This is a genomic window from Streptomyces sp. NPDC047042, from assembly GCF_040644035.1.
Classification (GTDB): domain Bacteria; phylum Actinomycetota; class Actinomycetes; order Streptomycetales; family Streptomycetaceae; genus Streptomyces.
Genome location: NZ_JBEYVP010000023.1, coordinates 124,520 through 143,136, shown reverse-complemented (window position 1 = coordinate 143,136; position 18,617 = coordinate 124,520). Strand labels below are relative to the sequence as shown.

General features: G+C 71.0%; 15 protein-coding genes. 7 read left to right on the top strand and 8 right to left on the bottom strand.

Going from position 1 to position 18,617, the window contains the following annotated elements; genetic code table 11:
• Nucleotides 1–3 precede the first annotated feature (3 nt).
• Nucleotides 4–93: a K(+)-transporting ATPase subunit F gene (gene kdpF, locus ABZ855_RS26800; protein ID WP_016434100.1), complete on the bottom strand. Its 90-nt coding sequence runs from the start codon at nt 91–93 to the stop codon at nt 4–6.
• A 316-nt stretch (nt 94–409) separates the two neighbouring features.
• Here kdpF and ABZ855_RS26795 point away from each other — a divergent pair, with 316 nt between their 5' ends.
• The 5 genes from ABZ855_RS26795 to ABZ855_RS26775 all read left to right on the top strand — a co-directional run bounded on the left by ABZ855_RS26795 (nt 410) and on the right by ABZ855_RS26775 (nt 6,942).
• Nucleotides 410–934, top strand: a complete 525-nt coding sequence (locus ABZ855_RS26795) for a PadR family transcriptional regulator (RefSeq protein ID WP_360810979.1) — start codon at nt 410–412, stop codon at nt 932–934.
• Nucleotides 931–1,632, top strand: a complete 702-nt coding sequence (locus tag ABZ855_RS26790; RefSeq protein WP_360810977.1) for an ABC transporter ATP-binding protein — start codon at nt 931–933, stop codon at nt 1,630–1,632. Before ABZ855_RS26795 ends, ABZ855_RS26790 begins: the two co-directional genes overlap by 4 nt.
• Nucleotides 1,629–3,977 carry an FtsX-like permease family protein gene (locus tag ABZ855_RS26785; RefSeq protein WP_360810975.1) on the top strand — a complete coding sequence of 783 codons (2,349 nt, stop codon included), beginning with the start codon at nt 1,629–1,631 and terminating at the stop codon, nt 3,975–3,977. The genes ABZ855_RS26790 and ABZ855_RS26785 overlap by 4 nt, the downstream gene beginning before the upstream one ends.
• Nucleotides 3,978–4,180: 203 nt before the next feature.
• Nucleotides 4,181–5,998: a DUF4157 domain-containing protein gene (locus ABZ855_RS26780; protein WP_360810974.1), complete on the top strand. Its 1,818-nt coding sequence runs from the start codon at nt 4,181–4,183 to the stop codon at nt 5,996–5,998.
• A gap of 170 nt (nt 5,999–6,168) precedes the next feature.
• Entirely contained in the window at nt 6,169–6,942 is a 774-nt protein-coding gene (locus tag ABZ855_RS26775; RefSeq protein ID WP_360810972.1) for a polysaccharide deacetylase family protein, read from the top strand.
• 69 nt (nt 6,943–7,011) lie between these two features.
• On the opposite strand, the gene ABZ855_RS26770 is transcribed toward ABZ855_RS26775, so the two are convergent.
• Nucleotides 7,012–8,967, bottom strand: a complete 1,956-nt coding sequence (locus ABZ855_RS26770) for a glycoside hydrolase family 97 N-terminal domain-containing protein (protein WP_360810970.1) — start codon at nt 8,965–8,967, stop codon at nt 7,012–7,014.
• Between the two features lie 228 nt (nt 8,968–9,195).
• Here ABZ855_RS26770 and ABZ855_RS26765 point away from each other — a divergent pair, with 228 nt between their 5' ends.
• A complete protein-coding gene (locus tag ABZ855_RS26765) occupies nt 9,196–10,719 on the top strand; it encodes an RICIN domain-containing protein (RefSeq protein ID WP_360810968.1) in 1,524 nt (507 codons plus the stop codon).
• Between the two features lie 696 nt (nt 10,720–11,415).
• On the opposite strand, the gene ABZ855_RS26760 is transcribed toward ABZ855_RS26765, so the two are convergent.
• From ABZ855_RS26760 to ABZ855_RS26745, 4 genes are all read right to left on the bottom strand, one after another.
• Nucleotides 11,416–12,024 carry a hypothetical protein gene (locus ABZ855_RS26760; protein ID WP_360810966.1) on the bottom strand — a complete coding sequence of 203 codons (609 nt, stop codon included), beginning with the start codon at nt 12,022–12,024 and terminating at the stop codon, nt 11,416–11,418.
• Complete coding sequence (locus ABZ855_RS26755) at nt 12,021–13,439, bottom strand: HAMP domain-containing sensor histidine kinase (protein ID WP_360811056.1); 1,419 nt, start codon at nt 13,437–13,439, stop codon at nt 12,021–12,023. The genes ABZ855_RS26760 and ABZ855_RS26755 overlap by 4 nt, the downstream gene beginning before the upstream one ends.
• 62 nt (nt 13,440–13,501) lie before the next feature.
• Nucleotides 13,502–14,185, bottom strand: coding sequence for a response regulator transcription factor (locus ABZ855_RS26750; RefSeq protein WP_360810964.1), 684 nt, complete (start codon nt 14,183–14,185; stop codon nt 13,502–13,504).
• A 147-nt stretch (nt 14,186–14,332) separates the two neighbouring features.
• A complete protein-coding gene (locus tag ABZ855_RS26745; RefSeq protein ID WP_360810962.1) occupies nt 14,333–15,475 on the bottom strand; it encodes a peptidoglycan bridge formation glycyltransferase FemA/FemB family protein in 1,143 nt (380 codons plus the stop codon).
• A 335-nt stretch (nt 15,476–15,810) separates the two neighbouring features.
• On the opposite strand from ABZ855_RS26745, the gene ABZ855_RS26740 reads away from it, so the two are divergent.
• A complete protein-coding gene (locus tag ABZ855_RS26740) occupies nt 15,811–16,989 on the top strand; it encodes an Ig-like domain-containing protein (RefSeq protein WP_360810960.1) in 1,179 nt (392 codons plus the stop codon).
• Nucleotides 16,990–17,034: 45 nt separating this feature from the next.
• On the opposite strand, the gene ABZ855_RS26735 is transcribed toward ABZ855_RS26740, so the two are convergent.
• On the bottom strand, nt 17,035–18,063 hold the full coding sequence (locus ABZ855_RS26735) for a hypothetical protein (protein WP_360810958.1): 1,029 nt from the start codon (nt 18,061–18,063) through the stop codon (nt 17,035–17,037).
• 86 nt (nt 18,064–18,149) lie between these two features.
• A complete protein-coding gene (locus ABZ855_RS26730) occupies nt 18,150–18,563 on the bottom strand; it encodes a hypothetical protein (protein WP_360810956.1) in 414 nt (137 codons plus the stop codon).
• Nucleotides 18,564–18,617 lie beyond the last annotated feature (54 nt).

Genomic DNA, 18,617 nt, shown 5'->3' with positions numbered 1-18,617 from the left:
TGCTCAGAACCTCTCCGGGAAGATCAGGGCGAGGACGAGATAGCCCAGCAGGGCGACGGCCACGACGAGGCCGACGATGTTCTCGGCGGTCACAGCTTCGTCACCCCCTTGGCGGCGAGAGCCACCAGCGCGAACACCGCGATCGTGGTGACGACGAAGGCCAGGTCGGCCATCGCGAGCTCCTAGGACTGGAAGAGGTTCGGAAGAGGTCCGGAAGAGAATCGGACAGGTCGAGCAAACCCCGCCCGTGGCCGGAATCAGCCGCCGTTGACGAGTCCCTTACGCCGTCCCGCACACCTTTGACGAGGCTCTTACGGCCCCGCCCGCCACCAAGGTCCCTCACGCGTGCACCCCATGTATGCACCCCGCGTATACACACGACGTATACACGGTGTGTAGAGTGCGGGGCATGTCCATCGGTCACACCCTTTTAGGGCTCCTCGAGGCCGGGCCGTGTCACGGCTACGACCTCAAGCGGGCCTTCGACGAGAAATTCGGTCATGACCGGCCGCTGCACTACGGCCAGGTCTACTCGACGATGTCCCGCCTGCTGAAGAACGGTCTCGTCGAGGTCGACGGGATCGAGGCGAGCGGCGGTCCCGAGCGCAAGCGCTACGCGATCACCGGCGCCGGAGTCACCGACGTGGAGCAGTGGCTGGCGACCCCGGAGAAGCCGGAGGAGTACCTCCAGTCGACCCTCTACACCAAGGTCGTCCTCGCCCTGCTCACCCGGCGCGACGCCGCCGAGGTCCTCGACACCCAGCGCTCCGAGCATCTGCGCAGCATGCGGATCTTCACCGACCGCAAGCGCAAGGGCGACCTGGCGGACCAACTGATCTGCGACCACGCCCTGTTCCACCTCGAAGCCGACCTGCGCTGGCTCGAGCTGACCGCCGCCCGACTCGACAAACTCCGTGAGGCCGTGACCCGATGACGACTTCTCCCCCTTCTCCCCCCGGTTCGCTGCTCAGCGCGCACGACCTGCGCAAGGCGTACGGCCCGACCAACGCGCTGGACGGCGCCCGGTTCTCCATCCACCCCGGCGAGGTCGTCGCCATCATGGGCCCCTCCGGGTCCGGCAAGTCGACGTTGCTGCACTGCCTCGCCGGCATCGTGCAGCCCGACTCCGGGTCGATCGTCTACTACGGGCGTGAGCTGACGACGATGAGCGACGCCCAGCGCAGCGCGCTGCGCCGCTCCGAGTTCGGGTTCGTGTTCCAGTTCGGCCAGTTGGTGCCCGAGCTGACCTGTGTGGAGAACGTCGCCCTGCCGCTGCGGCTGAACGGCACCTCCCGCAAGGACGCCGAGAAGACCGCGCTCGGCTGGATGGAGCGCCTGGAGGTCGACGACCTCCAGGCCAAGCGTCCCGGCGAGGTCTCCGGCGGCCAGGGCCAGCGCGTCGCCGTGGCCCGCTCCCTGGTCACCGGGCCGCGTCTGCTGTTCGCGGACGAACCCACCGGCGCGCTCGACTCCTACAACGGCGAACGCGTGATGGAACTGCTGACGGAGGCGGCCCGTTCGACCAACGCGGCCGTCGTCCTCGTCACCCACGAGGCACGCGTGGCCGCCTACGCCGACCGCGAGGTCGTCGTCCGCGACGGTCAGTCCCGTGACATGGAGCGCGCCGTATGAGTCCTCGCCAATGGGCCAGGGACCTCGGCATGGGGGTCCACTTCGCGGTCACCGGCGGACGTGAGGGCTGGGTCCGGGTGACGCTCACCGCCGTAGGCGTCGGCCTCGGCGTGGCACTGCTCCTGCTGTGCACCGCCCTGCCCAATGTGTTCGCCGCCCGCGACAGGGTGGAGAACTCCCGCTTCGACTACACGTACTCCGACGAGGCCCCGCCGAAGGCCGACAACACCTTCCTGACCGCCCTGACCGACACCACCTGGCGCGACGACGACATCCGCGGCCGGCTCCTCGAGCCCGAGGGCAAGCGGGCGCCGCTGCCCCCGGGGCTCGACAGCTTCCCCGGCAAGGGCGAGATGGTGGTCTCCCCCGCCCTCAAGGACCTGCTCGCCTCCGACAGCGCCAAGCTGCTGCGGGAGCGGCTGCCCTACAAGATCACCGGCACGATCGGGGAGAGCGGACTCGTCGGCTCCCACGAACTGGCCTACTACGCGGGCGCCTCGGGGCTGCGGCTCACCCCCTTCGCCGACGTGCACCGGCTGTCCGCGTACGGCCCCCCGGACGCGCCGTCCGAGAAGACCGACCCGGTGCTGCTGCTCATGGTCCTGGTCGTGTTCGTGATGCTGCTGACCCCGGTCGCCGTGTTCATCGCCGCCGCCGTCCGCTTCGGCGGCGAGCGCCGCGACCGCCGGCTCGCCGCGCTGCGGCTGGTCGGCTCGGACAGCCACATGACGCGGCGGATCGCGGCGGGCGAGGCGCTCGCCGGAGCCGTGCTCGGGCTGGTCGTCGGTACCGGCTTCTTCCTTCTCGGCCGTCACACGCTGGGCACCACCGAGGTGCTGGGCGTGAGCGTCTGGCCCAGCTACCTCGACCCCTCCCCCGCCCTCGCCGCGCTGGTGGCGGTGGCGGTCCCGGTCGCCGCCGTACTCGTCACACTGCTCGCGCTGCGCGGCGTGGTCGTGGAACCGCTGGGCGTCGTGCGCGCGGCCAAGCAGCGTGCCCGCAGGCTGTGGTGGCGGCTGCTGCCGCCCGTGGCGGGCCTCGCGATGCTCTACCCGATGATCGGCAAGGGCCGCAAGAACGGCGACTTCAACCAGTACCTCGTCATAGGCGGCGTACTGCTGCTGCTGATCGGCATCACCGCGCTGCTCCCGTGGGCCGTGGAGGCGGTCGTCGGCCGCCTCGGCAAGGGTGCGCTGTCCTGGCAACTGGCGGTACGACGGCTGCAGTTGAGCAGCGGGACCGCCGCGCGCATGGTCAACGGCATCGCCGTCGCCGTGGCCGGGGCCATCGCCCTGCAGATGCTGTTCACGGGAACGCAGAGCCAGTACACCAAGGAGACCGGCCAGGACCCGAACCGGGTCCAGATGCAGGTCAACTTCAGCAACCCCAAGCAAAACTCCAGTGTCGACCGGGAGTTCGCCGACACCAAGGGGGTACGGGCCGCGGTGGCTCCGGCCGTCGCGTCCTACGCGACCGTCGCCCTGGACCCGGAGAACGAGAACGGCCTGACCGTGGGCAGTTGCACCGTCCTGCGTGAACTCGCCACCCTGCCCTCCTGCAAGGACGGCGACGTGTTCGTCACGAGCACCAGGAGCTTCTACGAAGACCCCAGCAACGCCGAGGAGATAGCCCTCGTCAAGCCCGGCCGGCGCCTCTACATCAACCCCTCGTACAGCGACGCCACCGAACGCGGCCTCGAGGTGCCCTGGACCGTTCCGGCGAGTGTGCGGGTGGTGGAGGCGCGCGAGGACTCACTGCAGAAGGCCAACAGTCTGCTGGTGACCCCGGCCGCCCTGCCCGCCAAGGCAGCGCCCGCGTTGTACTCGGACGGCGTCTACCTGCGGCTCGACCCGTCGGTGCCGGACGCGCGGGAGTACGTACGCAACACCCTCGCCCGGATCGACCCGCTGGCACGGGACTTCAGCTGGTCGGCGACCCAGGTGAACGACAAATACGCCTCCCTGCGCACCGGCCTGTTCGTCGGCTCCGCCTTCGTGCTGGCGCTGATCGGCGCGAGTCTGCTCGTCTCCCAGCTGGAGCAGCTGCGCGAGCGCAGGAAGCTGCTCTCCGCGCTGGTCGCCTTCGGCACCCGGCGCCGCACACTGAGCCTGTCGGTGCTGTGGCAGACGGCCCTCCCGGTCGGCCTGGGCCTCCTCCTGGCCACGACGGTGGGTGTCACCCTCGGCGCGGTGCTGCTGAAGATGACCCGAACCCCGGTGGCGATGGACTGGCCGAGCGTCCTGACCATGACGGGCGTGGGAGCGGGGGTGGTGGCCGTGGTCACCCTGCTGAGCGTGCCGCCACTGCTGCGGATGATGCGCCCGGAGGGACTGCGCACGGAGTAAGCGGCGCGCGCGTCGCCCTGGGCGGGCTCCTTCCTTCTCCGGGGAGGGGCCCGCTTCCGCGTGTGGACGGCCACGGTCACCTTCCCCGAGGGCAGGCCGGAGTAGCCGCCGCGCCCCCTGCGCTGCCCTGACGCCTCTGGTGGGGGCACCCGCCCGCCCTGTATCCAGGAGCGAGTCGAATTCCGCCGTCGGATGGGGACCGCGTGCACGACCGCAGCAGGGCGAGGACGACCGGCGCCGACACGAGCCGAGCACCGGCCCGGCAGCCCGCCGGACCGCGGGCGGCTCCGGGGAGTCTCACGGCTCTGCAGGCGGCTGCCGGGAACCGGGCCGTGGTGCAGATGCTGCGCCAGGCCGGACAGCTGTGGGAGGAGCGGCACCGGCACGAGGACGGCTGCGGGCACGAGCGGCCCGAGGTGCAGCGTTCCGCCGTCCATGACGTGCTGCGTGCCCCTGGGCGTCCCCTGGACGAGGCCACCCGTGTCGACATGGAGGCCAGGCTCGGCGCCGACTTCTCCGACGTGCGCATCCACAGCGACCCGGCAGCCCGGTCCTCCGCGGCCGAGGTGGGCGCACGGGCGTACACCTCGGGCAGTCACGTCGTCATCGGAGAGGGCGGCGCGGACCGGCACACCCTGGCCCATGAGCTCGTCCATGTGATCCAGCAACGCCGGGGCCCCGTCGCCGGGACCGACAACGGGGCCAGTCTGAAGGTCTCCGACCCCGCCGACCGGTTCGAACGGGAGGCCGATGCCACCGCGCGGCGCGTCATGGCGGGGCGCACGACAGAGGCGTACGACCCCGGTCCCGGTGCCGGTCCCGGTTCGGGTGCGCGGGCGGGGGCCGGTGGACCGGCTGCCGTGCAGCGGATCGTCAAGATCACTCCGCGCATGTACATGCAGGGAGTGGACGCCACCGAACAGACACTCACCGCGAACCAGCTCATGCAGTATCTGTTCATCGCCGTGCAGGACGAGGTGAGCCGCGCCCTGGAGATCGACGGCGGGGTCACGTTCCCGGCAGATCTCAAAAAGATCAGGACAGGGCTCAAGAAGGGCACCCTCACTGTGCCGGAGGCCCTCCGGCTGACCACCGTGCTCGTCGGCGAGGTGAACACCCTGCTGGAGGCTCAGGAGACCTACGTCTCCGCCTACAACCCGCCGGACCACCCGGACGGGCCGGGCGCCATGGTTCCGGTGCCGAACGCGACCACCCGGTACGCGACGGCGCCGAACGTCAAGGAAACCGGCTACCACCACACATCCCTCTCCGCGCAGACGGAACCGTACTGGGGAGACGACAACAAGATGAGGGAGAAGACCGGCCAGTCACTCGGCAAAATCGTCACCGCCCCCGGGGGAGCCCCTCAGGAGCAGCCGAGGCTCCAGAACCACTCACGGGGTGGGGCGAACCTGCCCCTGACGAAGCTCACGCTGAAGCAGGCCACGGAGATGCTTCCGCGCCCGCTGTTCAACCTCATCTTCGACGTGCGCTACCAGTTGGAGGCACCGGAGCCGGGACAGCGGCAACCGGTGATCGACGAGCGGACCCCGGCGCAGCAGGCGGACCGCGTCAAGAGCCCCAGCGCGCCCGGAACACTGCGCAGCTGGCACCAGGACGACTACGGCAGGCTCCCCGACAACCAGTTCGACCCCGCGGCCGTTCCCGCGCACGCCCAGTCGCTGCACGCCCACTACACCGCCCACTCGCAGTCCGGCGCGGGCTCCTCGGTGCAGAACGCGGCCACGGCCCCCCGCGGCTTCGCCGAGTACACCGGCACGGGAAGCGACTGGGAGCACAACGTCAAGGTGGTGCTGGACTACATCAACAAGCGCGTCTATCTCACCCTGAGCCACTACCAGTACTGGGCACTGATCCCGCCCGAGCACGAGGGCGGGCCGTACGCGTTCTGGCAGGGTCCGGGCCAGGACCTGGGAGCCGCGCAGGCGGCACTGGACAAGGAGGAGCGCGGCGCGTCCGGAATCATGATGAGCCCCTGGCTGGAGATCGCCATGTCCTGACCGAACATCGCAGCACTTCGCCAGGCCCCGTTCGCTCAGTTGTCCGGGAACCCCATCGGAATTGTCCTTGATCCGTAACGGACGCATCCCCCGGGCTCCTTTCTCCGTCAAACAGGTTGGTCGCGAGATGACCAGGTAATTGGGCGGAACTGCGGGAGAGCGGGGCGGACATGGCGCGGCACAACGGCGGGCGGGGCTGGTACGGCAAGGTACTCGGCGCGGCACTCGGGGTGACGCTGCTCGCCACCGGCGCCTCGGTGTGGACCGCGCAGGCCGGTTCCACCGGCGGCTCCGCGCCGAAGACGGCCACCTCGGCCAAGCCGGCCAGTGTCGTCAAGCCGGTCGCGGTGACCATCGTGCACGCCTCGGACAAGGGCGCGCGCGGCGTCAACATCACCGTCGACGACGGCCCCGACCCCGAGTGGACCCCCCAAGTACTCGACGTGCTGCGGGAGTTCGGGGTGAAGGCCACCTTCTGCATGGTGGGCACCCAGGCCGAGGCCCACCCCGACCTCGTCAAGCAGGTCGTCGCGGCCGGGCACCGGCTGTGCGACCACTCGGTGTCGCACGACACCACCATGGACAAGAAGTCCGAGGCCTACCAGTCGCAGCAGATCCTCGACGCCGAACGCATGATCACCAAGGCGTCAGGCGGCGTACGGCCGATGTACTACCGCGCGCCCGGCGGCGCCTTCACCCCCTACAGCCGCAAGCTGGCCGCCTCCCGTGGCATGCGCCCGCTGGGCTGGAACGTGGACACCAAGGACTTCGAGCGGCCGGGCACGGACGCCATCGTCACCACCGTCGAACGGGAGCTGCCGAACGGCCCGACGCTCCTCTTCCACGACGCCGGAGGCGACCGCTCCCAGACCGTCGAGGCCCTGCGCCTGATCCTCCCCAAGCTCAAGGAGCAGGGTTACGTGTTCGGCTTCCCGGTGCGCTGAGCCCGGCACACCCGCGTGAGCCCACGCCCCCCGGGCTCCCGCGCCCCGCCCGTCCCCCCTGCCGGGGAGTCAGCTCACCGGCGTGAGGATCACCGCCTGGCCGCCCGCGCTCGTCATCGCCACGTTGAGGGTGGTGGTCGAGGTGACCGTCCGGGTGCTGACGACCGTGGGCGTGCCGTGCGGGCTGCTGGCGGCCGTGCCGTCGGCGTAGATCGTCGCCGTGTACGACGTACCGCTGTCGAGGAAGGACAGCGGGACCGGGACCGTGCGCGCGGTCTCGTTGTTCATCGCGCCGAGGAACCAGGTGGAGCCGCTGCGGCGGGCCACGGCGACGTACTCGCCGAGGGACGCGGCGACCGTGGTGCTCTGGTCCCAGGTGGTGGGGACGGCGTCGAAGAAGGCGAGGCCCGGCCAGTTGGCGGTGGTCGCGTAGGCGGAGGGCTTCGAGTACCAGTAGAGGAAGTTGAGCGGCTGGTAGTAGACGGCGGCCATCGCCAGCTGGTGGTTGTTGGTGGTCTGGTCGCGCGACTGGCCGTAGCAGATGGTGTAGTCCATCGGGCCGCCGACGTTGCGGGCGAAGGGCAGCAGGATGTTGTTGGTGGCGGTGGGGAACTGCTCGTTGCCCCGGACGCCCTCCAGGCTGATCCAGTTGGGGTACGTGCGCTCGTAGCCCCAGGAGCGGACGTCGTCGTGCATGTCGATGAGCAGCTCGTACTTGGCGGCGGCCTTCGCCCAGCTGATGATCTGGTTGGTCATGGCCTGGGTGCCGTCGTTGATGAAGCCGAGTTTGATGCCGGCCACGCCCCAGCTCTTGTAGAGGGCGAACAGGGTGTCCGGGTCCGTCAGGGCTATGCGGTTGACGTAGAGGAAGACTCCGACGCCGGATGTCGTGGCGTGGTCGATCACCGTGGGCAGGTCGATGGCCGCGATCGGGGTGGTGGCGTCCGGCGTGGTGAACTCGGGGCCGTACCAGCCGGCGTCGTACTCGATGTACTGGAGGTTGCGGGCGACGGCGAAGTCCACGCCCTCGAGGCCTGCGGCGGTGGTCAGTTCGCAGCGGAACACCTTGCCCGGCCTGATCCAGGAGGTGTCCGGCAGGGCGCAGGGCGGGGCCAGGTTGAGCACCAGCTCGGCGTTGTCGATCAGCTCGCCCGCCTCGTCGCCGAGCACCAGCACCCGCCACGGGGTGGCGAACGGCGTGGTCACGGTGGACGTGTTCTGTGCCGTGCCGGAGGAGCGGGCCGGCTTCTTCATCAGGTACGTCTTGAGCGTGTTGGCGGCGCCGGAGCCAGTGCCGGTGACCGAACTGACCATCGATCTGGGGTAGTTGACCCGGGAGGCCTCGCAGAGGGTGGCGTACGGGCCGCTGCCCAGGGTGACCAGCAGGGGCAGGTCGCTGAGGTTGCCGTTGTCGGTGCTCGAGGTGCCGGTGAGCGGGATGGCGTCCGGCGCGGTCGGGCTGTAGGCGGCCTCGTCGCGGGCCGCGTACACCGAGGTGCTGTCGGGGAAGACGAAGGTGGTCAGCTCGTCGGCGATGGTGGCGCTGCCGGTGTCGAGCAGGACGTAGCGCAGGGCCACGCCGGTGTCGTAGGCGCGCAGTTGGACGGAGAAGTTGACGCCGCTGGTGCCGTCCCGGAGGTTCCAGCGCATCTCCTGGTAGTGGTCGCGGACGGTCGCGTTGCGGCCGAAGACCGGGGTCCAGGTGCTGTCCTTGGTCCAGTGCTGGTAGTTGGTCACCGACACGTTGCCCGTGCCCAGTGCGGTGCCGTTGCTCAGCACCAGGCCCAGCGCCGAGGAGTTGAGGACGGTCGCGGCGCCGCGCTTCACCGACCACTGGAGCGCCCCGCCGACCAGGGACATGGTGATCCGGTTCGCGCCGTTCGGCGAGGTCGCCGTGATCGACGCGTCCGCCGCCCGGGCCACGGACGCGCCGCCGAGGCCGAGGACCGCGCCCCCCGCGGTGACAGCCGCCCCCTTGAGGATCCCGCGCCGTGACAGGTTCCCGGGTGATGCGGGAGCTTCCATGGGGTGCCCACCTCGCCATTCAAACAAAACCGACCAGTAACAAACCATGACGACTGCAGGTGATGTTCTACGCGCCGACCTTCGGGCAGGTCAATGGATCAGTCCAAAGTCAATAAAAAGAAACAGAATCCAACGTCGATCTCTTGACAGGGCATCTGCCGACAGTTGTCATTAACCCCGCCGAACGGCGGACATATGCGCGGGACCTCGACGAAGAGGCGGAGAAGCATGTTGCAGGGAACGTCTACCGACCGAAGCGACAGCGCCAACACCGGCCCGGGCCGCAGACGACGGCGCGGTGCCCCCGTCCTGCTCCTCACGCTGCTGTCGGCTCTCGCGGCCCTCCTGATACCCGCCCCGGCGGCCCGGGCGGCCACCCCCGTGACCTTCACGACCGGCGCCGCGCGCACCGACACCAGCGGCAACGCCCTGCAGCTGCACGGCATGGGCATCATCAAGGTCGGCGACACCTGGTACGGCTTCGGCGAGAACAAGACGGGCGAGACCTCGTCCGACACGTCCTTCCGCGCCATCGCCTGCTACAGCTCCACCGACCTCGCGAACTGGACGTACCGGGGCGACGCGCTGCCCCTCCAGGCAAGCGGCGACCTCGGGCCGTCCCGCGTGGTCGAGCGGCCGAAGGTGATCTACAACGCCGGAACCCAGAAGTACGTGATGTACGTCCACATCGACAGCTCGAACTACTCCGAGGCCAAGGTCGGTGTCGCCACCAGCAGCACCCCCTGCGGCCCCTACGACTACCGGGGCAGCTCGCGTCCGCTCGGCCAGCTCAGCCGTGACATCGGCCTGTTCCAGGACACCGACGGCACCGCCTACCTGCTGACCGAGGACCGCAACAACGGCCTGCGCATCGACCTGCTCTCGAGCGACTACCTCACCCCGCTCAGCACGGTCGCCATCCTCGGCAGCGGCGGCGGTGCCAACAGCTTCGAGTCGCCCGCGATGGTCAAGGCCAACGGGATCTACTATCTGCTCGCCTCGCACCTGACCGGCTGGAGCCTCAACGACAACGTCTACTCCACCGCCACCTCCGTCAGCGGCACCTGGGCGCCGATGCGCAACTTCGCCGCCCCGGGCACCAGGACGTACGGCAGCCAGACCGCCAACATCATCACGGTGGCCGGCACCTCCGGTACGACGTACATCTACGCGGGCGACCGCTGGAACGCCTCCGACCTCGGCGCGTCCCAGCTGATCTGGCTGCCGCTGACCATCAGCGGTACGACGGTGAACCTCGGCCAGTACCCGACCTGGTCCCTGGACGTCGAGGCCGGCACCTGGACGCCGAACAGCGGGGTGCCGAGCGCGGCGGCCCACACCCTGACGAACTCGGGCAGCTCCATGCTCCTCGACGTCACCGGCGCCTCGACCGCCAGCAACGCCAACATCGTCCAGGCGACCGGCACGGGCGGGGCGGACCAGCGGTGGACGCTCACCAAGGTCTCGTCGAACATATACACGCTGAAGAACGTCAACAGCGGGCTGTGCCTGGACGTCCCCAGCAAGTCGACCGCAGAGAACCGCCAGCTCATCCAGTGGACCTGCAACGGCGGCACCAACCAGCAGTTCTTCTTCGACCTGGTCGGCAGCTACACCGGCAGCGTCTACATGCTGGTGGCCGTGCACAGCGGCCTGAACCTCGGCGTACTGAACAACGCGACGACGACGGGAGCGGCGATCGTCCAACTGACGGGCACGGGCGCGACAAGCCAGAAGTGGACGGTGGGCTGACGGCGGCCGCGACGCCGCCGCCTCGGCCGGGAGCCGCTCGGCCGGCAGCCACTCGACCGGGAGCCACTCGGCCGGAGGCCACTCGGCCGGTGGCGACCCGGCCGGAAGCCACCCGGCCCGAAGCCACCCGACCGGAGGCCACCCGGCCCGAGGCCACTCGGCCAGTGGCGACCCGACCGGGAGCCACTCGGCCAGTGGCGACCCGACCGGGAGCCACTCGGCCAGTGGCGACCCGACCGGGAGCCACCCGGCCGGAGGCCACTCGACCGGAGGCCACCCGGCCCGAGGCCACCCGACCGGAAGCCACCCGGCCCGAGGCCACCCGACCGGAAGCCACCCGGCCCGAGGCCACCCGACCGGAAGCCACCCGGCCCGAGGCCACCCGGCCGGAAGCCACCCAACCCGAAGCCACCCGACCCGAAGCCACCCGACCCGAAGCCACCCGACCCGAGGCCACCCGACCCGAGGCCACCCGACCGGAGGCCACTCGGCCAGTGGCGACCCGGCCGGAAGCCACTCGACCGGGAGCCGCTCAGTCGGAGGCCGCTCAGTCAAAGGCCGCTCAGTCGGAGGGGACCCGGCCGGGGGCCAGTGGGCCTGAGCCGCTCGGCCGGTGGGGACCCGGCCGGGGGCCGCTCGGCCGGGGGTGACCCGGCCGGGAGCCGCTCGGTCGGGAACCGCTCGGTCGGAAGACGCTCAGTCGGTGGGGGTCCGGTCGGGGGACAGTGGGCATGTGGTGGATCTCGATGTTCCGTCCTGGCCCGTCAGTTCCACCGCCGTCCGGCCGTCGGCGTCCTGGCTGTAGGCGATCGTGCAGGTCAGTTGGCGTAGGGCGGTGCTGTCCAGGTCTGCCAGGGGGAAGGGCAGGTGGGTCTTCACGCGGCCGGGTGAGGGGAGGGTTACGACGGGCCGGCCGGGGGTGGCGGTGGGGAGGGCGGTGGTCAGGCCGGCTGCCCGGTCCTCCTTCCTCGGGCCCGCGAGCAGGGCCGCGAGGGCCTGCTCCGTCGGTACCGGTCCGGTCAGGTCGGCGGAACTCCGGTCGCCGGAGCCCGGCAGGTCGTAACTGGTGGGGAACACCGGCGCGGGCTTCGTCGTGCGGATCACGGGGACCACTTCGCCGTCGGAGGCGCGGAAGAAGACCAGCATGTCGTAGTCGCGGTCGAGAAAGGCCTGGAAGCTGGCGGGTCCGCCCGCCTCGACGACATCGGTCGGCTGGATACCGCAGCCGCCGAGCAGCGGTACGGCGGCCACGAGGGCCAAGGTGGCCGCGACCGGCGTACGGCGGCGCCCGCGCGTACGTCTCATCCGCGGGCCTCCTCCGTGTGCAGCGGGATCTCGACGGCGAAGACGGCACCGCCCCCGGGCCGGTTCCCGGCGTGGATGGTTCCGCCGTGCAGCTTCACGTTCTCCAGGGTGATCGCCAGGCCCAGGCCGCTGCCCGCCGAGCGGGTGCGGGCCGCGTCCGCCTTGTAGAAGCGGTCGAAGATGTGCGGGAGCGCCTCGGGCCGGATGCCGGGTCCGCTGTCGATGACGTCGGTGATCAGCACGGCCGTACCGGGGGCGCGGCTCTCGGTGCGCAGCCGTACGGTGACGGGCGCGTCGCCGTGCCGCAGGGCGTTGCCGACGAGGTTGGCGAGGACGACATCGAAGCGGCGCGGGTCGAGTCTGGCCCGGATGCCGTCGGGGAGTTCGGTGCGGACCCGCTCGTCGGTCCAGCGCCGGTTGCCGAGGGTCTTGCGGATGGCCTCGGCGACATCGACCTCGTCGGCGTTCAGTTCGGCGGCGCGGGCGTCGAAGCGGGAGATCTCCATCAGGTCCTCGACGAGCACGGCGAGCTTCCCGGTCTCCGCGCTGACCAGCCGGACCGCGCGGGCGGTGTCGGCGTCGAGGCTGTCGGCGTCCTCGTCGAGGACCTCGGTGACGGCGAGCATTCCGGCGAGGGGGGTGCGCAGTTCGTGCGAGACGTCGGAGGCGAAACGGCGGGCGCGTTCCTCGGCCTCGCGCAATTCCCGTACGGATCGCTGGAGTTGGGCCGCCGACTCGTTGAACGTACGTGCCAGAGCTGCCAGTTCGTCACTGCCGCGCACCGGGATCCGGGTGTCGAGCCGGCCGCTGCCCATGTTCAGGGCCGCCTCACGCAGCTTCCGCACCGGGCGCAGCACGCTGCGTGCCGCGATCAGGCCGGGGACGAGCGCGACGGCGAGGCCGGGCAGGGCGCCGTCCCGAGCGGCCAGGAGGAGGGCGTCGACGTTGACCTGTTCGTCGGTCATCCGCATGACGGCGTACAGCACGAGCCCGCTGGGCAGTTCGCTGTCCGGGCTCGCCTTGAAGACCATGGGCATGGCGATGGTCAGGTAGGGCACGCCGTCCTTGACGACCCGCTCGAAGCCGCCACGGGGGTTGGCGTGCGCGGCGCGGCGCAGTTCGGGGGTGATGACGGTGGAGACGGGGTTCTCGCCCGAGGAGGCGCGGACCGACCCGTACTCGGCGAACACCACCCAGGGGCGGGGCTTGCCCTTGCGGGCGATGTCCCGCAGGACCTCCTCCAGGTCGGGTCCGCCCAGTACGGGCAGCGCGAAGGCCGACTGCTGCACATCCTCGCGGAACGACCTGACCGCCGTGTCCTGGGCGGTCTGCAGGATCGCGTTGCGGGCCTCGCGGTAGGTCAGCGCGGCCGTCGTACCGGCGCTGACGGCGGCGACCAGCAGGAAGGCGAGCATGAGTCGCGTACGCAGCCCGAACGCCGTGGCCCGCAGGCGCTCGGCGCCACTGCCGCCGGTTCTCACAGCGGTCCGAAGCGGTAGCCGAAGCCGCGCAGCGTCTGGACGTAGCGGGGGCTGCCGACCTCGTCCTCGATCTTGCCGCGCAGCCGCGCCACGCACGCGTCGACCAGCCGGGCGTCGGCGTGGTAGCTGTGGTCCCAGACGTGCTCCAGCAGTTGCTGCCTGCTGAACACCTGCTCGGGGGCGGCGGACAGATGCAGCAGGAGCTTCAGCTCGGAGGGCGCCAGGGCCAGCGGCCGGCCGGCCTTGGTGACGGTCAACCCGCCCCGGTCGATGGTGAGTTCGCCGTACACCTCGATGGCCGGGCGCCCCGGACCGCTGTCGTCCAGGCGGCGCAGTACGGCCCTGATCCGGGCCTCGATCACCTCGGGGCGGGCGGGCTTGACGATGTAGTCGTCGGCGCCGGCCTCCAGGCCGATGACCACGTCGAAGTCGTCGCTGCGCGCGGTGAGCATGATGATCGGCAACTGGCTGCGGTCGCGAACCTGCCGGCACACCTGTACGCCGTTCATGCCGGGCAGCATCAGGTCGAGCAGCAGCAGGTCGGGGCGGAACTCGGCCATCGCGGCGAGTCCGGCCTCGCCGGTCGCGGCGGCCCGTACCTCGTGACCGCGCCGACGCAGACCGAGCTCGACCCCTTCACGTACGGAGGGGTCGTCCTCGATGAGGAGCACGCGGGGCATGGGGGGTTCTCCCTCGGTGGTCAGGTGGTCAGGTGGTCTTACGTGGTCGGGTGGGGGGTCCGTGTCCGGGTGAGCAGGGCGAAGGGGAGGACGACTGTGGCCGCGTCGGCAGTTGCAGCGACGAGGGCGGCGGTCCCGCCGGTCGGCTCATCGGCGGTTCAGGTAGGTCTGGAAGGCGCGGTACAGGGCGTGGTTGGTGCTGCCGGGCAGCGGTTTCTCCCATTCGCCCAGCGTTTCCACGACCTGGCCGCCCGTGCCGAGCTTCCACCGCAGCAGGCCGTGCGCGCGCTCCTCGGGGTCGAGGGTGGACGGCACCCCGCGCATGTCGTAGACGTCGGCGCCCAGCGCGTGGGCGTCCAGCAGCATGCGCCACTGGAGGGCGTTGGAGGGGCGGACCTCGCGGCGGTGGTCGGCCGAGGCGCCGGTCTGGTACCAGACCCGGCGGCCCACCGTGATCATCGTGTGGGCGGCCAGGATCTCGCCCCGGTGCCGGGCGAGGTACAGCTTCATGCGGCCCGGTTCCTCCGCGTTGAGCGCCGCGTACTGACGCTCGTAGTAGGCGAGCGAGCGGCCGAGGCGGAAGCCGTCGCGTCGCTCGGTGACGCCGAGGAGCCGGTGGAACTCGGGGAGGTCGGCCGCGCTGCCCACGACCACCTCCACGCCCTCCTTCCGGGCTCGGCGGACATTGCGGCGCCATTCCTGGTTGAGCCCGGTCCACAGGTCCTCGGTGGTGCGTCCGGCGAGCGGCACCTGGAAGACGTACCGCGGCTGGGCGTCCCCGTCCTGCCCGGTCCCGTCGCCACCGCAGCGGCGCCAGCCCCGGCCCCGCAGCCGTTCGGCGACGGCCGTGCCGAGCGGGTCGACCTCACTGGCGAGGACGTCACCCAGGCGCCGGCCCGGCCCGGTGAGCGGCTTGAGCAGCGCCGCGTCCCAGCGCCGGTACGCGGGTGAGGGGCCGACGCGTACGGCGAACACGCCCGCGCGGCGGAGGTGTTCGAGCAGCGGGCCCAGCCAGCCGTCGATGTCGGGGTCGGTCCAGTCGGCGACGGGACCTTCGGGGAGATAGGCGAAGTACCGCCGGGTGCCCGGGAGTTGCCGCAGCAGCACCAGGGCGACACCGGTCAGCCGGCCGGCCGCCGGGTCGGGCCCCCAGCCGAGCAGTTGGGCACGCCAGCCCTCCTTGACGTCGGCCCAGGACGGGCACTGGAGGAAACCCGCCCCGAGGGCCACGCCCGCCGGCGAGGCGAGGAAGGCGCGGTAGGTCGCCGCGGTGATGGTTCGCAGGGACACGCCCGGGTGGTGCTGTGCGTGGGGCACACGGCTGGGCGTCACAAGCAGCGCTGACACAGTCTGAACCTCTCCTTCTCCCCGGGCGGTTCGCGGGGACACAAAGGAGGTTCACAGCGGTCCATGACCGCTCCGCGCGGCGAATGTGACCGGACGATGACCGTTCCTCACCAGTCGCCGTCACATGGCTCCACAGCGGCTGACCTCGGGTTTTCCGGCTCTACAGTCACCACATCGCCCCCTCACCCACCAGGTTTCCGTCCTTGCCGGAGGTCCCGTTGTCACGCACACGCACATGCACTCGCACGCACACACGCACCTACGTCCGAGCCGTCCTCGTGGCCGCTCTGCTGGCACCGCTCGCGGCCTGCTCGTCGGGGGCCTCCCCCAGCGCCGGGGACAGCGCTGCGGGCAACTCCCCGGGCGGCAAGGGGACTTCGGGCGGCGCCGACCGTCCTGTCACGGTCACCGTCACACCCAGGGGGCAGCAGGTCGCGGCGGGCGAGCCCGTACGGGTCACGGCCACCGGCGGCACACTCACCTCGGTGACCGTCACCGACGCGGAAGGCCACCGGCTGACCGGCAGGGCCGCCGCCGACGGGCGGTCCTGGGTCTCGGACCGCAAGGCCGTCCCCGGCACGGCGTACGCGGTGACTGCGGCGACCCGCAGCGCCGCCGGAACCGCCAAGAGCACCAAGACGGCCTTCACCACGGCCGGGGCGGACAAGGTCAACAAGGTCGACTGGCGGCCGGGCGCCGGCGCCACCGTCGGGGTCGCCCAGCCGATCTCCCTGGTGTTCGACAACCCGGTCGGCAACCGCGCCGAGGTCGAGAAGCAGCTCAGCATCACCACCTCCGACGGCACCGAGGGCTCCTGGGGCTGGATAACCGACTGGTCGGGCAGGGACAGGGTCGACTGGCGGCCCAGGACCTACTGGAAACCCGGCACCAAGGTCACCCTGAACGCCGAGCTGAACGGCACCGACTCCGGCAAGGACGGCGGCTGGTTCGTACGCGACTACTCGACCGCCTTCACGGTCGGCGCCCGGCAGATCGTCAAGGTCGACCTCGACCGGCATCAACTCGCCCTCGTACGCGACGGCGAGACGGTCCGGCGGATACCGGTCTCCGGCGGCACACCCGGCGGCGACCGGCGCTCCTGGCGCGGAACCGCCGTCCTCATGGCCAAGGAGGGCACGATCAACATGAACTCCGAGACGGTGGGCCTCGCCAACGCCTACAACAAGATGGTCGACTACTCGATGCGGCTGACCTGGTCCGGCATGTACGCGCACGCCGCGCCGTGGAACGCCCGCTACTTCGGCAACACCAACCACAGTTCCGGCTGCATAGGCATGAGCGACGCGAACGCCGCCTGGTTCTACGGGCAGGTGCGGCCGGGCGACCCGTTCGAGATCACCGGCAAGGACACCAAGGGCGTGGTCGCGCCGGGCAACGGCTTCGGGGCGTGGAACCTGTCGTGGAGCGAGTGGCAGGAGAAGAGCGCGTTGCGCTGAGAAGTGAGATGGGGGTCCGACTGCTCCCGTCGAACCCCAGCGGCGTCACGCGCCGTTGAAGGACCTCCGGCTGCTCCAGTGGGCCAGGGCCCGTTCCGCCCCCGGGAGCGACCGGTGGGTGGCCGACTTCGCGCGGAGGGCGTCGACCAGGGTGGACAGCAGGGCCGTGGCCTGCTCGGGGGAGCCGGCGACGCCGGTCATGACGGCGTGGTTGCGGCGTACGTCGATGCTGAAGTCGTCGAGGGGGCCCAGGACTTCGGCCGCGTCCACGGCGAGGTCGGCCAGTACGTCGACCAGTCGCGGCAGGGCCGCCGGGTCGGGCACGGGGGTGTCGGGCGACGGCTCGGTGAGCCGCTTGAGCCGCTGCGCGAAGGCGGCCCGGGCCCGCAGTCCCGCCGGGGTACGCGCGGTGCCGTGGGCGGGGTTGACCGCAAGGGCGAGGTGACCGGAGCGGTCGACGGTCTGCTGGTGCGGAGCGGGGTATCCGGTGGGAAAGAGGCCCGTTCGCGGAGCCGGAGTGGTCGGCAGGACCACCGCCAGACGGTCGTAGAGGTCGGCGAGGCCGAGGTGGCGGGGCCCGTCGGGGATACCCTCGTCGAGGACGCCCAGGACCGCCCCGGTGAAACCGGTGAGGGTGCCGTCCGGCGGGAACAGGGCCTTCTGGATGGGACCGCACGCGGTGAGCAGATGGATGCCGTGACCGTCCGGGCCGAGGGCACGGCCGGAGAAGCAGCAGTCGAGGATGGCGACCTTGTGTCTGGCCGACGACTCCCGCAGCAGGCTGGCGACTTCGGTGAACGGCAGGGAGGGGCTGGGGTCGCTTCCGCCGCCGTACTGGCTGGAGGGGGTGAGCGCCAGACAGAGGCGGTCGTCCCGGCCGAGCAGTCCGTGCCCGCAGTAGGCGAAGAGCAGCAGGTCGGCGTCCGGTTCCCGGACCATGCGGCGCAGGGGGTCCAGTATCTGCCGGGGGTCGGCGGGCTCCGGGACGACGGTGGTCCGGCGCGCGTCGAACATCCCCTGGGGGCCGGTGAGGGCGGCGGCGAGGGCGCGGGCTGCGGTCACCGCCTGGGGCATGGGAGGGAGGGTGCTGGGCCGGACATGCCGACCGGTACCGACAAGCAGCGCACGCGCGGACGCGGAGCGCCCCGACGGCACCCGGGTCATTCGTCCGCTCCGGGCGGGACGACGGCGAACGCGGCCAACTGGGCCATCACCGCCGGGAGTTGGGCCTCGTCGTCAACCGCTCCACTCACCCGGGTGCCGTCGGGCCGAACCGCCTCGAACTCGATCCGCCGGTAGGTCGGGCGCCGCTGCTGCAGCCAGAGAAAGAACGCGTTGGTGACAGCGGCGACCACGGCGGCGGAGGCGTTGATGATGTCCACGGCGATGGCCGCGTCCCCCTGCTCCCCAGGACCGGGCCCGGCGGTACGCAGCCCCGCCCGGCCCCCCACCTGCTCACCGGCGTTGATCCACGCGGCCAAATCCCGGTTCAGGGCGTCGACTTGAGCGGCAGCCCCAGAGAAGGTGAAGGTGAGAGCGTTCTCCGGCGCGTGGGACGCGGAATCTGCGGGCATGGGGCGAGGGCTCCTGTTCGGTCGTTCGGGCGGACGGTCATAGGGGGCGGGGGA

Bases quoted from the DNA above. Each gene is read 5' to 3' on its own strand.
- ABZ855_RS26795 (WP_360810979.1), top strand. From the start codon at position 410: ATGTCCATCGGTCACACCCTTTTAGGGCTCCTCGAGGCCGGGCCGTGT.
- ABZ855_RS26790 (WP_360810977.1), top strand. From the start codon at position 931: ATGACGACTTCTCCCCCTTCTCCCCCCGGTTCGCTGCTCAGCGCGCAC.
- ABZ855_RS26785 (WP_360810975.1), top strand. From the start codon at position 1,629: ATGAGTCCTCGCCAATGGGCCAGGGACCTCGGCATGGGGGTCCACTTC.
- ABZ855_RS26775 (WP_360810972.1), top strand. From the start codon at position 6,169: ATGGCGCGGCACAACGGCGGGCGGGGCTGGTACGGCAAGGTACTCGGC.
- ABZ855_RS26770 (WP_360810970.1), bottom strand. From the start codon at position 8,967: ATGGAAGCTCCCGCATCACCCGGGAACCTGTCACGGCGCGGGATCCTC.
- ABZ855_RS26765 (WP_360810968.1), top strand. From the start codon at position 9,196: ATGTTGCAGGGAACGTCTACCGACCGAAGCGACAGCGCCAACACCGGC.
- ABZ855_RS26760 (WP_360810966.1), bottom strand. From the start codon at position 12,024: ATGAGACGTACGCGCGGGCGCCGCCGTACGCCGGTCGCGGCCACCTTG.
- ABZ855_RS26755 (WP_360811056.1), bottom strand. From the start codon at position 13,439: ATGCTCGCCTTCCTGCTGGTCGCCGCCGTCAGCGCCGGTACGACGGCC.
- ABZ855_RS26750 (WP_360810964.1), bottom strand. From the start codon at position 14,185: ATGCCCCGCGTGCTCCTCATCGAGGACGACCCCTCCGTACGTGAAGGG.
- ABZ855_RS26735 (WP_360810958.1), bottom strand. From the start codon at position 18,063: ATGCCCCAGGCGGTGACCGCAGCCCGCGCCCTCGCCGCCGCCCTCACC.
- ABZ855_RS26730 (WP_360810956.1), bottom strand. From the start codon at position 18,563: ATGCCCGCAGATTCCGCGTCCCACGCGCCGGAGAACGCTCTCACCTTC.